We start from the raw sequence: 16186 nt of genomic DNA, 5'->3' as shown, positions 1-16186 counted from the left end.
TTCCCCTTATTTTATACATTACTTATTATTCAAATATTGTTTTTCATACTCCTCATATCGGGTTTTAGAAGCTTTATCGTTATCTTCTTTAGTATTTAAATAGATTGCTATTTTTTGATCATGCCTTATTAATCGGCCTTCTTTATTCTTTCTTTCATATCCCATTGTGATGCTTATTGTAGTGAATTCCATTGGATTTTCTTTTGAATCTTTCGCCGAACTAAATTCCATTAATAATATTGCTTCATCAAATTTATCGTAGTCCACCTTTAACTTATTATTAATTATTTCTTGAAATTCCGATTCAGTTAAGTAATATGTTACCTTGGATGACTCACTAAATCTTTTTTTGGTCTTAAACTATCTATTCCCTTTAATCTATTAAATATAAATCGAACATTCGAAACATCCAAATTTTGATCTGGACTTTTTGATTGATTATCTTCATATTTAATACTAGTTCTATATACAATCTCTTCTTTTTTTTGCTCACTATTTAATGAACTAGCAATTTCTTGCAAAGTTGTTCCATAGAGCTTTTTTTCTTTAATATTGTATACTCCTCCTGTTGTTTGATATACAACGCTAACGCGATTATCATTTTCCGCTCAAAACGTGCTATCCCTAACCTCTTCTTTCACATAAGCATACCCATCATCACTCGCAGACATAACCGTCTTCATATCACCTTCATCCAATGCCTTTACTAATCTCTCATACTCTATCTTCGTCTCCCCAAAACCACATCCACTTAATAAACTTGCTATTATTGATAGAACTATCATCATCTTAGCTTTCTTCTTTAACTTCATACTGACACCCCGTTGATTTCTCTAGGCATTTTTAAGTTCATTATGTTCCTTTTGGAAAGTAATACATTTCACCTTTACTTACTGATATTTATTTACTCGTACAGATTATATTGAAGATGCTTTAATTTTTAATAGCATCGATTTATATACAAACCTTAATTACTTATATATTCTATTCGAATTTTCAGAAACCAAAACTTATTTTATTTCTTTGACTTGCTTTTTTTCCTGCTCTTCATAAAGCTTTAGTCTTTTCTGACGTTCCTTTTCGTGCTCCTCCCACGAAATATAAAATGACGGAAACTTAAATCTACAATAGGCTAATAATTGAAACTCTGCTGCACCTATGGCTACCGCGTACATTACAAGAGTTCCTGCTATATACCCTACTAATATCTCTGTTTCATAATCATTATGAAAATAAATTAAAATAAGAAGGATTAGTGTATATACCGTAACGCCAATCATTACGTTGTTTTTTGTTTTACTAAAAAATGAAGCTGCCCTTTCATCCATACTAAATGCTCCACTCTCCGCTTGTTTAAAGGTATCAATTGTGGTCACCAGATGAACAAAAACTGCTCCTAGAAACAATAAACCCACATACAATAATGTAATTTGATTAATCGAATAATTTGAAATTGCTGGAAGTATAAACAATGTGAATCCTATAGTTCCCAGCTGAAATGTACATAATAATATCACAAGCACTTGCAACTTTTGACATTTAAAACGAACTTTTGGAAATAGATATAGAATTAAAAAGATTACTTGCAAGGTATATAAAACTAATTCAATACGAACAATTATTTTGTCAAAGAGATTTGGATAATAACCCCAGCCAAATTTAACTAATGCTCCAAAAATAAAAAGCATGAATAATGAACTATAAACAGTTGCGCCAAGTATAAACACCATGGAGCGTTCTGGACTTAAACGATTTCTACATGTTATTTTAAATTCATCTAAATCTTCTTTTATGTTCCACATTTGTTAACTCCACCTTTCCCCGAACTATAGTATATTACCAAAATAAAGATTCAATTTTCTTAGTCACTGATTTTATACCTTTTTATTTTCATCGCCACTCTTAACTATCTCTTTTGTTGTACTGCGCCTTGTATTTTAAATATTCGTGTCTCGCATCTTGGTTATTATCCTGTTTTCTATTAAAATACGTTATTATTTGGAACATATTTTCTACTAATTTTCCATCCTCATTCTTTTCTTTAAAATCTATATCTATCCTCATTTGCAAAATTTGTTTTGGATTTTTTGGGGCATCCAGGTGCAATACGATTGTTGCTCCATCAAATTCATCGTATTGTATCTTTAATTTATTATTAATAATATCTTTAAATTCAGATTCAGTTAGTCGATATCCGACTGAATTAGGCTGATCAAACTTTTTTATATCATCCTCGGGCTTCATCTTTAGTTTCCCTATCCCATTTAAACGATCTACAATTAAGTTTACGTATGAAACATCTAGATTTGAATCCGAACTTTTCACCTGTCCATTTTCATACTTAACATGAGTACTATAAATAGTTTCTTTTTTATAATTTTCATTTGTCCTTTTCCCCTTGTCTTTTTCTATATCAGTCGCAACTGTTTGTATCGCCTCTCCATATAAACTTTTATCTTTTGTATTATATACACCTTCCGTAGTTTGACGAATTGTCTTACTGTGCTCTCCATCTTCTTTTTGCTCAAACGTACTATAAATATCTCTTTGAGTCACATAAGCATATCCATCATCACTCGCAGACATTACCGTACTCATGTCCTCTTCTTCTAATGCCTTAACAAATCTCTCATACTCTATCTTTGTCTCCCAAAAACCACATCCACTTAATAAACTTGCTATTATTGACAGTACTATCATCATCTTAGCTTTCTTCTTGAACTTCATACTAACACCCTTATTCAATCAAAATAAGCTTTCCTCTTTCTATTTTGGAAGAGGAAAGCTTATTTCCTTTTAAATTTATTTTTTTCCCTTTATTTCTAACTCTTGTTCTTGTTGTTGCTTTTTATTTTTTTCAATTACTTTTTCAACAAACTCATTCCGCCACATTTTAAACTTAGCTGCGAATTGACCTTCAATTTTATTTCGATACCCTTCAAATTTAACCTCTGCAATATCCGCGTGGTTAAATAATTTATACGTCTCTTCGGTTAAACCCACTGGATGCAACACTCCGCCATAATCATAAAATGTGTTTTCATCAAGTAATAAACCTCTCGTAGTAATTACATACTCCGCATCTTCCTCTTCTTTAAGACCCAATCTCACAACACTGCCTAAAGGTAATACTTTATCCATATAATCTTTCATATTAATTCACTGTCCCTTTTAGTACGCTAATTTTCTCTTCTATTTTTTGTCTTTTTTTCTCTAATTGACGGATACGATCAATAAATGCCTCACGTGTTTTCCCTTGTAATGTACTATCAATACTACTCTCTAACCTTCTAATATCCCCAGTTAAAGATGCAGCTGCTTTTTCCAATTGCACTACAACATTTATAATTTGTTCTCGTCCACCACTAGCTGGAAATGTACTATGAACTCTTGACATTATCGTATGTAAATCCACCTTCATACCCCTCTCTTTTAAATTTATAAACTTGGAGTTTTAATAATATGAAACTGCCCCTAATTCTTCATCTTTTGCAAACATAGAAAATACTGCCTCTGAAACATCGTCGTTTAATTGCTTTAAATCCTTTGATAACTCCTTTACATCTTTAGCAATTTCACCTAATAAAGAACGGTTTATCCCCCTGCTATTATCATTCATAAAGAGATTTAATAATGAGTGACGATGACTTAATATATGTTCAGATACAATTGCAGCTATATTTGTATCAACCACAAAATCTCCCTTAAATAAATCTAGTAAATCTTGCACATAAGAAACTGCTACTTCTTTTGCAATTTCTAAAATTTCACTTGTAGCTAAATATACTACAACACTTCCAGCTAAAAAGTTTATAGCAGTATTAAATACAGACTCTAATACTTCTAAAACTTTTTCCTTACATTTCGCTAGAGTTGTTTCAATCCACTCTATAGCGGTATCTACTGCACCCTTAATTTCAATTGTAGCCATTATACTAAATTGGATTGCTTCTCCTGTAATTTGAGATTTTAGCCCTTCATACTTTGTATTTAACCTTGAAAACCCTTCTTGAACTTTATCTCTTAGCTTTTCAAGCTCCTTACTACCTTGTACAATGTCCGAGTAACCTAATATTCCACCTATAATAGTAGAAATTGGCGTTGCACTTAGTATTAAATTAATTGCAGTTCCAGCTACCTTTTCTTCTTCTATAGAAACTTTCCTATGAAATACATCATGTATTGTTCCTGTGTATATAGCCCCAGTAGATTGAGAAAACTCCATAAAACCTGGGATAATATCCCACCCCGTGTCGTTATCACTTGCTAGTTTATCAATCCATATTAGGTGCCCACTTTCATCATAATCCTTCTCTGTAAAAGCATATGAGTGTCCTGCTTGGTTCGAAATTTTATACATTCTTCCCGGAAGTGTGAAGTCTGCTGCCTTTATCCCAATATGTAGTGGATCATTCTGATTAATGATATTCCGAACATTTTTCATATCAAAGCCATTACCAAACTTATCTACATCTCGATTTAAAACTGGTGCTGGATTTAGCGCTAAAACATCAATATCGTCTTCTTGATGCCTTAATGCTACTGTATTTGCAATACCTCCGCCCAAAGAATGTCCTGTTATACTAATGGTTTTACCATCAGCATATTGTTTCACTTTTTCGTAAAATGCCTCTCCTTGATCATATTGTTTTACTTCTAACTCATGTTCCCAATCGTTAAACACTAATTTATTTGCATTGGTTAAATTGTGACCACCTATCTCTGCATCTACTACTATATCACTATTGTTGTCTTTTCCAGGTTCCGTCCCAACATATGAAATAATAACTTCTCCTGTTTTATTATCTTTAAATGCGTAAGCAGCAAATCCGGTGTCTTTATCTTCTGCAGAATCTATTAGTCTTGCATTAAATTTTTTTTCTAAGAGATCTTCGTTTTTCTCTTGGGCATCCTCCCCAATATTATTATACGGTTCTTTGCCATCTCTAAAATTATATATATCTTGCCCAGCGAGCTCTAACTTTCCCATATCAGAGGTTATTCTTAAATCCTCTTTTTTCTCCACACCTTTCTTCAAAAAAAATCAACTCCCTTAGAATGATTTATTATTTTGAAAAGACTTTTCATAATTCACATAATCTTGCTTAGCTTCCTGATCATTATCCTTTTTACTACTAAAATTCACAGATATTTGCTGAGTATGTGTTAATAATTTTCCCTCACTATTTTTCTTTTCATATACAATTGAAATTATTAATTGTATTATTTGCATTGGATGCTGTTTCGTATCTTTAGAATCGTTAAAATTAAATACAATTGATGCTGTTTCAAAACTATCATATTGCAAATTCAATTTATCGTTAATTATTTCTTGAAATTGTGATTCCGTTAACGTAAAACCAACTGTATTTGGTTCATTAAATTTCTTTTTATTTCCATCTATTTTCAGTTGTAAACTCCCAACACCTTGCAATCTATTAAAAATTAGTTTTACATGTGAAACATCCAAGTTCGAATCAGAACTGTAACCCTTTCTATCTTTATACATGAACCTAGTGCTATATTTTTCTTCTTCTTTATATTTATTATCCTTATGTCTATCTTTTATGTTCTTAATATCACTTGTTATTTTTTGAGTGGTTTCTCCATACAATAAATTTTCTTTCAAATTATATATACCTTCAGTAGTTTGATATAGTGTATTATGAATTCTGTCATCACCATTTTTTTCTGTCGTAAAATCAATAACCCGTTCCTTCATATACGCATACCCATCATCACTCGCAGACATAACCTTTCTCATGTCACCTTCATCCAAAGCTTTGACAAATGGCTTATAATCTATTTGCTTTTCCCCAAAACCACATCCACTTAATAAACTTGCCACTATTGACACGACTATCATCACCTTAGCTTTCTTCTTTAATTTCATACTGTCACCTCGTTAGTTACTCTAGGCATTTTTAGTTTCATTATGTTCCCTTTTTGATAGTAATACACTTCATCTTTACCTAATGACGCTTCGTTGCTTATATATTTTATATTGAAGATACTTTGATCATTTAATGGCATTGCGATAATTGCTGCTGTTAGTTTACTTCTCATTTTCATAGGTAGAGCTTCACGATTTCGGTCCATGTAGTCGTGGTGACCTGCTAATACAAAGTAAATACCTACTGTACGAGATAAATCAATTAAAGTCGCTGCATCCTCCATTTCTAAATAAACAAATTTACTAAACTCTTCAACATTTGTCATGATAATGAGTTGTTTTGTGAATGCAGGAATTTCTCTACCTTCTTGTCTTGCTTGTGCTAATTCAAAAGCTCGTTCGCGAATTACTTCCATCCAATACTTCGCATGCATATTTATTTCATTTTCGTCTACAATGTAGTGCGTCACATTGTCTTTATATTGAACGAAACTATACTCTGCTGTATCCACTAATGTCACACTTTCAAAATAATCTTTATTCAATTGAGATAGGATACTAGATACAATTTGTTTTCCCATACTATCATCTACACTATAAATCATTAAATGATCATTCACCGCAATATCATGAGCTACAACTTCTACATTTGCAAAATCAAGCCCCATTGGAATTCTTCCTGCTTGTAGAGCTTTTGTAACGTCTTTATTTTTACGATACGTAGCAATATCAATCACTTCTGGCATCATTGGAATTGCCTTCGGACGTTCTCCATCCCATTCTCGATCCATATCATTTGCTTCTTGTTGTAATAATTGAATTTGTTGTAGTTCATCTTCTGCTTTCGTAGGTAATACAGCCTGGAATAATGTAGGAGATTCTAGTTTTATTAACGCTCTTCCTGCTGTTTCTTCCACTTTTATATCAGATCTCCCTACAATACTAGCTACTTCACTCTGATCAATCATATATAGACAAGTTTGGATTTTAATATTATTGTACAATTGAATTCTAAGTGCGTTTTGTCGTCCTGCACTTATTAAAGTATGAATTCCTAAACTAGCACCATCTCGGACAATTTGCATAATTAGCATTTCAAAGCTCTCATAGAATTTTGCTTCTTTTACTGCATCATAATTATCGATTGCAATAATAATATGCGGTATTTCTTTCCCACTTGCCTTTTCATACATTTCAATACTCGCAACGTCATATTCACTTAATAATCGTTTACGATTTTTCATTTCTTGAGTTAATCTTTCAACAAACTTTAAACATTTTTCTGATTCGTCAATTGTAATCGTATCCGCTACATGAGGTAATCCTTTTAAAGGTAGAAGACCATTTGTTCCAAGGTCCACTAAATACACATGCAAATGCTCCGGACTATGCTGACGAGCTCCATCCATAATGACTGATTGTAAGAATGTTGATTTTCCGTAGCCTGGGCTTGAGAAGACCGCTACGTGTCCGTCTTTACTAATATCTAATGTTAATGGTGTTTGTGATTGTAATTCAGGCTGATCTAGTAGACCAACTGTTGCTTTTAATGGTTTCTTTTCTTTCGTCCATGCTTCTTTGAACTGAATAGCGTGTAAGTCTTGTAAATATACGCTTTCTGGAAGTGGTGGTAACCACGGTCTAGCTAACGCTTCAATTTCATTTACCTCTGCGTAATCGTGAATGTAGTCAATAACAGCATCAAGTTCAGATGGTACGCTTATTACTTCTTTACTACTACCAAGTCCACTTAAATCTTCACTTAATATTTCATATTGTCCTAGATCATTTATTGCATAGATTGTTGCGTCTAAATGTTCTTTATCCTCTTTGTTTTCTACATAGTCTGCTCCGCTCCAAGCCGATTGGAATAGTTCATAAATTTCATTATTCCCAACTTGTAAGTAAGCACGCCCTGGTAATGTAATTTCAGCAGCATCTGGTGTTTTTAAAATTTCATTACTATCCGACGTATTTTGAACTTTCAGTGCTAGTTTGAATTTCGAGTTACTCCAAATTTGATCATCTACAACACCACTCGGTTTTTGCGTAGCTAATATTAAATGGATTCCGAGCGAACGACCGATACGCGCTGTTGAAACTAACTCTTTCATAAACTCTGGTTGTTCTGACTTCAGTTCCGCGAATTCATCACTAATTAAAAATAGATGTGGCATTGGCTCACTTACTAAGCCTTCTTTATACAGTTTTTGATACTGATTAATATGGTTTACATCATTTTCCCCAAATAATCGTTGTCTTTTTTGTAATTCAGCTTTAATTGATGCGAGCGCTCTCATACTTTGTGCTCCATCTAAGTTCGTAATTGTTCCTAATAAATGCGGTAAGTTTTTGAATAAATTCGCCATACCGCCGCCTTTATAGTCAATTAGTAGAAAGGCCACTTCGTAAGGGTGGAAATTAACTGCTAGAGATAAAATATACGATTGTATAATTTCTGACTTACCTGAACCGGTTGTACCTGCTATTAAGCCGTGTGGCCCGTGAGCTTTTTCATGTAAGTTTAAGTTTACGATATCTTCTTTACCACGTAATCCAAGTGGTACAGCTAAAGATTTATGTGCTGCATTTTTCTCCCAGCGCTTTGTGATATTCAGTTCTTTTATTTTTTCAACACCGTACATTTCTAAAAATGTTACGCTTTCTGGAATACTATTTTTTAAGTTTTGCAAATGATTTAACGGCGCTAGCGCTCGTGAAACATCTTCTAAATTGAAACCTTTCGGTACGTGATTTAATTTAAATTGACGGTTAACAAGCTCCCCTTGTTCTAATATGATGTTTCCTTGCTTTGCATCTCTTATATCTATTACCGTTTTCACGTGTTCCGGTAAACTTTGCATAACATCTTGTACGAAAACAAGTGATACACCTAATTGACTCGGATCATCATTAAAGAATTCCATAACAACATGGTCTAGTATTAGCTTTTCATCTGTAATGAGAACGACATAGTGCGGTGCAAAATACATTTTTTCATTAGTTGAACTCTTTTCGTCTAGTTTTAATTTTCGTTCTTTCAGTATTTGATATAAACTATTTAACACTTGATCACGACTACGATCATGGTATACAAATCCACGTACATTTATATCGCGAACACTTCCATGAGGTAACCAGCGCATCCAGTCCCATTTCTCCTTTTCTTCTTCAGGAAAAATAGTAATAAACTGCAAATCATAATAACTATGGAATAACGCCGTTTGTGCAACTAATAATTGTAATTGCTCTAACACTAAAGAGCGTTGACCAATATAACCGACTGGTCCATTCATTAAATCTGTTACAACTGGCACATCTTCCAATGAAAGATAACGTTGTCTTAGTTGACGTGCTATATCAATTAATTCATCTTTCGTCTGACTAAATTCTTCTTCATTAAACTGAATTTCAAAACTCGTATTAGCTTGCCCTGTACCAACGCTAAATGTTAAGAAATCATGATGTTGCATTGTTTTTTCATAAATACGTGGATTTACTTGAACAGCCATATTACGTATAATCTCAACATTTGGATTATGATAATGTAATGCATGACGCTGTTTTTCACTTTCTGCATGTAAATCTTTCGTTTTTTGTTTTATATACTCTCTATAGCTTTTATCACGTTCAACGATGTCGATTTTATATTGCTTTAAATTTTTTATATAAGATGTGACAGAAACAATGATCGTTACTAATGTCATTGCAATGGATGCGATAATAAACATTCCATATTTCATAAAGATAGCAAGTAATACTGTTACGACAATCATGACAAGGGCAGGTGCAATAATTCTCGCCAAATGCTCAGTCGGTTTTGACGGCATGCTTGAAGGTTTTGCAATTGTCATTTTCTCTTCTGGTTCACGGTAAATAATACGTGGTGAACGATGATAGTCTGGATAACCACTTTGATAATTCGTTTCTGATTCTACTAAAATAGGTAACGTAGATTTCACTTTATCTTCTGAAGACAATACTTGAATATCTTCACTGCCTATCTCCACTAAAACGCCATCAAAATATAATTGGTCTCCTGCTTCTAACATAGCGCTATCTTTTAGCCTTGTATAATTATGAAATACTTCCCCGTCGTATACGTTCACTTTAAATGAATCGTACAGCGTTTCACGAGATAGTATTATATCTACACTACTACCGGTAATAGAAATATCATCATAACTGTTTTGACTGAATGTAAGAGAATTTTTTGTTCCGATATCAAACACTTTAGTTGTGCCTACAATAGATATAAAGATTTTCAAGCTCACATCTTTCGTTTTTCCAATCTCAAATTCCTTATTGAATTCTATTAATTGATTTTGTATCATCCAAGCGTTTACTTCACTATTCCATTTTAACTCTACTTCTTGTTCTAAACTTGGATTCGTAATATCATTTGTCCACTCTTTTCCAATTGATACTATTGATTGCTCAGTTGGATGTAATGTGCACTTATATATTTTGTCTCCATAAGTCAATACTAATAGTTGCTCCATGCGTGTTCACTGCTCCTTTTCAACTGTCTCATCAAGTGCTTTCTTACTCTTTTTTCTCTGTGTCCGACAAATTTTTATCGCTGGATGTATTGCCATATTTCTTTTTATATTCAGCTAATTGTTGTTCATATGTTTTTTTCTTTTGATCACGCTCTTCTCCTGACAAGTCCGGATTATTTTTCAACGCATCCATTTGTTGAAGAAGGCCGTACATAATAAGCTGCGGATCATCAAGGGTTTTAGCTAAATCTAATGATTTATCAAAATCACCTTTTCCGTTATACATCCAATAAAGCAAATACTTTTCATCACTTTTCAAACTAATGTTTTTCATAACCGCCTTCTTTTGATTTTCAGGCATTTTTTCAGCTGTAATGTATGCAAATGCTAACTCATATTTAGATGCAATTGGTAATGATTCAAATTCTTCTTCATTTAATTGCGTAATTACTTTGTCATAATCAGTTGCTATGAAATTCGCATTTGCTTCTAATAATTTATTTTGATAAGGAAATTTTATAAAAGTGAAATATATTAAAGGAGCAGCTAAAACAACTGTCGCTGCTATGAAGGAAAAAGCTAAATATTTAAATGATTTGTAGCTCTTTTTATGTACTAACTGCATATTGTTTTCTGTTTTTGTTTGTTCCTTCTCAAAGCTGTCATCAAGAAATTGCAGTAATGCATCTATACTTTCCATTTGAGAAATTGTCTGTTCAAATGTTGTTTCTTTTGCATCTTTTAGTAACCCAGCATACAAATCATCAAAATTGTGCTTTTGGGAGAATAAAGCGATAATTAGACACTTATATTGTGTTAAAAATTGCTCTTCTAACAACGGGGTTGGTGGAACAATATCTCGAATTCCTCTATGTATAATACTTGGCATTAAATTAGCATTAAAAACTATATTGTCTGGATGTAAAAAGAACGTGATTCTTTTATTTAAATATTTACGAAACTGCGCAACATTTCGAAGCAGTCTTAATTTCTCATTTCTTCCCAAACGGCTAAGATCGTCCCACTTATATAATTTTTTATCCACTTGAAATATAAAAGTAAACATATCATCCGTTTCTTCTATCGCTAATGGTACAAACTCAGATGATGCGCCCGTAATTATATCGAATTGACGGAAGTCTTTTATACGTGTTTGAGATTTTGTCATCTCCAATTTCCAATTTTCCTTTTCTATTTGAAATTGATAGTTCATTGCATCAATTTGAATTGTTTTTTCCGTCATTTTTATCCTCTTCTCCTTTTCTTTATAACCCGTAATAACTTATTTTCAAATAACTATAAGCAAAAAGTATTCTTTATAAAACTTGTAAAATATCTCCATTTGTTATTTGGTGATCGATTAAACGATCATTATCTGTTAAAACAATTGACTTATTCTTTACTTTAATTACAAAATGTGAACCTTCATGATTATCCACATTTAGCGTATCTAATAAATTTTTCAATAAATATTTAATAGATTGATGATTCGGAATACGTAAATCATATATATTTCCATTCCATTTACTAAAATCTACCGTTACATTAATATGCGTTTGTATCGCCATTACTTTACCTCCAACTTTTGCGAAGAACCGTATAAATACCGATGCAAATAAGTACAATGCCACCACCAAATAATAATATGATTGTTGTACCAATTGGCTTTTCGTTCATTGTTTCATTACTCGCTACTTCATCTGCACTTTTTCTCACAACGTATTCACTGCTAAACAAACTATTTTTCATATCTTTCACACTATTATTTTCTTTTTGTTTTATAAAAAGAGAATCTCGTAAAGCTTCCATATCTTTTTGTTCTTTCTTTTTCTTTTTCTGAATTTCTTCTTCTATGTCTTTGCTAAATAACTCAATTGATGCTTTATCTAATTCTGTTTCCTTATGTTCTTCTTTATTTTTTTCTTGGTCGCTTTCTTCAATTCTATCCACTTTAAACTTAATCTTCCCATCATCACCAAGATAACTGTCCGCCGCGCTCCTTATCGGTAGCGCGACAAACAGTAAAAGGATAGAGAGAAATGATAACTTAGCTACTATGCTCCATTGTTTGATCATTTACTTCTTTTTCCTCCCATTTCTTATGCCATACAAATAGATTACTAACTAACCCTATAATGGCAATTACAAACAATACGATAAAAATAACTTTCCCCGTATCTTTACCGCTAATAAAATCATTTAGAAAACTTTCTATATACTGAAGCGGTGAAAATTGACGTACCTTTCCAACTGACGACATTTGATCTACTTTACTTCCAACTGCTTCAGTTAAAAATAGGTACATACTTAAAAATACTAATAGGATAAACATCCCTACCATTTTTATTTGTCGCAATAAGTATGTTGAAACCAATACAAACGCCATCATAATGATTGTGATAAACGCAATCCATAGTAAACTTTGATCCTGACCAAACTGTAAAAGACGTCCAGAAATGATACCTATACTAATTCCTTCCACAATTGATATACCGAATGCTACTACTGTAGTTGGTACATTCATATCAATTAATGAGAATTTCTCTTCAAAATGATCTGATTGCGTTCGTTTCTTTTCTTGATTCGCAATTGCGTATGCTGTAAATAACGCAACAATAAAACAAGTTAATACGATTAAATATGGTGTAAAAGCATTACCAGCTACAATGACTCCATCATTTTGTTTTTGAACTGGGCTAGATAAAAATTGATATAACATTTCATTTTGGCGATCACCAATTCGGCTATTAGCCAAAATTTTAGTAAAGTTTTTGGAGAATGTTTTATCATCTTCCATTTTCTTTGTAAAGTCATTTAATAATGAATCAGCTTTTGAAACAATTGTCGTTCCGCTGTCTTGAATTTCTTTTGCTTGTCCATTAATTTGATCAAATGTTTTATAAACATCGTCTGAAGTTGCTAAACTATGCTTCGAACTCTCGACCAATGATTGACTTTGTGACATTAATGATTTAATACCAGAATCTAACGATAAAACAGCTGTTTGCTCACCAGTATTATTTGTTGTTAGCACTTGCTGTTCTTCAACTAGCTTTAAGCTACTCTCACGCCATTTCGCTAAACCTTTTAAATATTCCCCTAAATTTTCATTCATACTAGTTGCTTGTTGCGTCGTTACATTTAATTTCTCTGCTAGTAACATTGAATTTTGATCCGCACTCGTAATGAATTGTTGATAAGAGTCTATTTTTTGCTTTAAACCTGTCATATCTTGCTTAACTTCTGCCGTAATACCTGATGAAACAAGGTTTGAAATTAAATCAATTAAGCTTTGTTTATTTAATACATAGTACAAAGATTGTTCAGTTGCAATTGCATCTAAACTTCCCTCTTCTAGCTTAGAACCTACATCTTGCATTCTTAAATCAATCCCATAATACATTTCGTATAAACTAATTAAACTTTGATAACTTTCAACTGTATCTACTGCTTCTTTAATTAATACATTAGATGTATTATCTGTTAATTTTTCTGTTTTTTGATGTACAACTTGATTTGTCGTACTTTCAATAACTTTTGAATTGCTACCGTTATCTGTCCCAGTGTCTGGCTTCTCTCCCGTGTCAGGTTTTCCTCCTGTGTCTGGATTTCCTCCTGTATCAGGTTTTCCTCCTGTGTCTGGATTTCCTCCTGTGTCTGGATTTCCTCCTGTATCAGGTTTTCCTCCTGTATCAGGTTTTCCTCCTGTGTCTGGATTTCCTCCTGCATCAGGTTTTCCTCCTGCATCAGGTTTTCCTCCTGTGTCTGGATTTCCTCCTGCATCAGGTTTTCCTCCTGTGTCTGGATTTCCTCCTGCATCAGGTTTTCCTCCTGCATCAGGTTTTCCTCCTGTGTCTGGATTTCCTCCTGCATCAGGTTTTCCTCCTGTGTCTGGATTTCCTCCTGCATCAGGTTTTCCTCCTGCATCAGGTTTTCCTCCTGCATCAGGCTTTACACTGTCACCATTATTACTCTGTTCTGTTTTTTGAATAATAGGCGTTTGAGCATTGTGTACTAACGGCATTATGCCATACTGTGATTTATGAACCACATTTTCCACCTTGCTATTTTCCGTTTGTGTTCCTTTATCTTCTTTGTTAGGTTTTTCTTTTTCAGGACTAGTTTCTTTTTTATGAGTCCCACTCAATTCCCACTGCCACATTACAGGAGAGAAAACATCTATATTGATGTTTGGATCTTTTAACTTTACATGCAAGCTAATCTTTATATCCCCTTCATTACGAGGAGCTATTGTAATTTCTCCTGCTTCGCTTTGAAGAAAGTCACTTGTACGATCCACATCATCAATATGTAAAGCTTCTGTACTTCCATCTAGTTTAAATTCTTCTGGAATATTTATCTTCAAAGTTTGTGAAGATTCCATTTTAATTACTTTCGCCGTATCACTAAATGTAATTCCCTCTGTATAAAGTTTATCCTTTACTTCTTTAATAGCGTTTCCTAAAGAGATTTTATTTACAGGATCATAATTAAAGTTATTTTCTTTATTATATTTATTTGTAAATTGGATTACATTTTGCAGTTGTAATTTCGTTGTATCTGGCAAATCACTTTGAACGATTTCTTCCATGTTTAAACTAGGTAATTTTACAATTAAATTTTCGATTTGTTTCTTTATTCGAGCGTCTGGTTGTTTCATTAATGTATTTATAAAGATCTCTTGCTTTCCATCGTTCGACATAGATTGCTTTAACTTTTTAATTACAGTCTCTTGAATATCACTTTCTAACTTTCCTGCAAGTTCTGTATCATATTCTGACACTTGTTTTTTTACATCTGTTAAATGTTTTTGAATTGCTGAAGCATCAGCTAAAATATTTGGTCCTTTCTCTGAAAGCGTAAATTGATTTGCAATCACTTTATTAGCAGATTCCAATGCACCTAACTGCTTTAAAACATCGCCTGTATTCAATTCACTCATGTATTGATTAAATTGACTCGTAAAATTATTCGCTAACAGATTGTTATCAGTTTGCATTTTTTGGAAGTTGTTAAACCCTTCTAAGTAAGTATTGTTAGATTTATTCCCTTCCTCTAACACTTGACCGAAACCTTTTAAAACATCTTGAAATCCTTTAAAACTATTAACAGAAATCCCAGTATAATCTTGCACTGTTTTAAATTGATTTGTGTAATTTGCTAAAGGACTATGTACATCTTTTTTGTACATAGTTGTTTGAACGTTTCCTTTTTCAATTATTTTACCTATATTATCTTGTGCACCTTGCAACTTAATGATAATACTTGCAAAATAAACGTCGATGATTTGCTTGTTGAAATCTTCTAAAATTGTAGACGCCGTATTCTCAGCCTCAGCTTTCAAATCGTTATTCCCAGTTGCATTTACTTTGTAGTTTAACGTTAATTTCTCTGGTAGTTCTGAATCAATCGCAACTGCTTTCCTAGAAAAATCGTTTGGTATAACAATCATCATGTTGTAATTATTATTTTTCAAACCATTTTCTGCTACTCCGCGACTAACTACGTACCATTCTTGTTTCGTATTTTTATTTACATTTTTAACAAATTGATCTCCAAACGCTATTTTATTGCCCTCAAATACAGTGCCCTGATCTTCATTTACCAACGCAACTGTCATTTTTGGTGTAGTATTCTCATTAGCTTTCTTAACATTTTGATTTAATGCTAAATAGGAGACCCCTGTTGATAGTACAAGAGCTAAAATAATAAACAACAAGATGCTCCATCTGAACTTTTTCACTACTTATCACTCCTGCGACCTCGAGTCTATTAATTGAAAGACTTCGTA

The 16186-nt window shown here is 32.8% G+C and carries 11 protein-coding genes and 1 pseudogene; all 12 read right to left on the bottom strand.

Translation table 11 applies throughout. The annotated features are described in order from the left end of the window. Window positions 1-18: 18 nt before the first annotated feature. Window positions 19-812: pseudogene (locus tag F0362_RS10505) on the bottom strand (DUF3952 domain-containing protein). A gap of 198 nt (window positions 813-1010) precedes the next feature. Beyond that, the gene (locus F0362_RS10500; protein ID WP_000267092.1) at window positions 1011-1802 is read right to left on the bottom strand and encodes a hypothetical protein; all 792 of its coding nucleotides are present in this window, start codon (window positions 1800-1802) and stop codon (window positions 1011-1013) included. A 100-nt stretch (window positions 1803-1902) separates the two neighbouring features. Continuing rightward, window positions 1903-2727, bottom strand: coding sequence for a DUF3952 domain-containing protein (locus F0362_RS10495; protein ID WP_000669435.1), 825 nt, complete (start codon window positions 2725-2727; stop codon window positions 1903-1905). Between the two features lie 75 nt (window positions 2728-2802). After that, window positions 2803-3153 carry a DUF4176 domain-containing protein gene (locus F0362_RS10490; RefSeq protein ID WP_000656380.1) on the bottom strand — a complete coding sequence of 117 codons (351 nt, stop codon included), beginning with the start codon at window positions 3151-3153 and terminating at the stop codon, window positions 2803-2805. Window position 3154: 1 nt separating this feature from the next. Next, entirely contained in the window at window positions 3155-3415 is a 261-nt protein-coding gene (locus F0362_RS10485) for a hypothetical protein (RefSeq protein ID WP_000363098.1), read from the bottom strand. A 39-nt stretch (window positions 3416-3454) separates the two neighbouring features. Next, window positions 3455-5038 carry a lipase family protein gene (locus F0362_RS10480; RefSeq protein WP_000715954.1) on the bottom strand — a complete coding sequence of 528 codons (1584 nt, stop codon included), beginning with the start codon at window positions 5036-5038 and terminating at the stop codon, window positions 3455-3457. A 15-nt stretch (window positions 5039-5053) separates the two neighbouring features. Next, entirely contained in the window at window positions 5054-5893 is an 840-nt protein-coding gene (locus F0362_RS10475; RefSeq protein ID WP_000768471.1) for a DUF3952 domain-containing protein, read from the bottom strand. Next, complete coding sequence (gene essC / locus F0362_RS10470; protein ID WP_149889754.1) at window positions 5890-10395, bottom strand: type VII secretion protein EssC; 4506 nt, start codon at window positions 10393-10395, stop codon at window positions 5890-5892. The genes F0362_RS10475 and essC overlap by 4 nt, the downstream gene beginning before the upstream one ends. Before the next feature lie 43 nt (window positions 10396-10438). Further along, on the bottom strand, window positions 10439-11638 hold the full coding sequence (essB, locus tag F0362_RS10465; RefSeq protein ID WP_000137023.1) for a type VII secretion protein EssB: 1200 nt from the start codon (window positions 11636-11638) through the stop codon (window positions 10439-10441). A 73-nt stretch (window positions 11639-11711) separates the two neighbouring features. Beyond that, a complete protein-coding gene (locus F0362_RS10460; RefSeq protein ID WP_149889753.1) occupies window positions 11712-11963 on the bottom strand; it encodes an EsaB/YukD family protein in 252 nt (83 codons plus the stop codon). Between the two features lie 4 nt (window positions 11964-11967). Continuing rightward, on the bottom strand, window positions 11968-12471 hold the full coding sequence (gene essA / locus F0362_RS10455; RefSeq protein ID WP_000595649.1) for a type VII secretion protein EssA: 504 nt from the start codon (window positions 12469-12471) through the stop codon (window positions 11968-11970). After that, a complete protein-coding gene (gene esaA / locus F0362_RS10450) occupies window positions 12443-16138 on the bottom strand; it encodes a type VII secretion protein EsaA (protein WP_172624222.1) in 3696 nt (1231 codons plus the stop codon). The genes essA and esaA overlap by 29 nt, the downstream gene beginning before the upstream one ends. Window positions 16139-16186: the final 48 nt, after the last annotated feature.

It is taken from the genome of Bacillus sp. BS98, assembly GCF_008432245.1.
Classification (GTDB): domain Bacteria; phylum Bacillota; class Bacilli; order Bacillales; family Bacillaceae_G; genus Bacillus_A; species Bacillus_A toyonensis.
The sequence above is the reverse complement of the archived record's forward strand: the minus strand, read 5'-3'. Positions and strand labels throughout refer to the sequence as shown.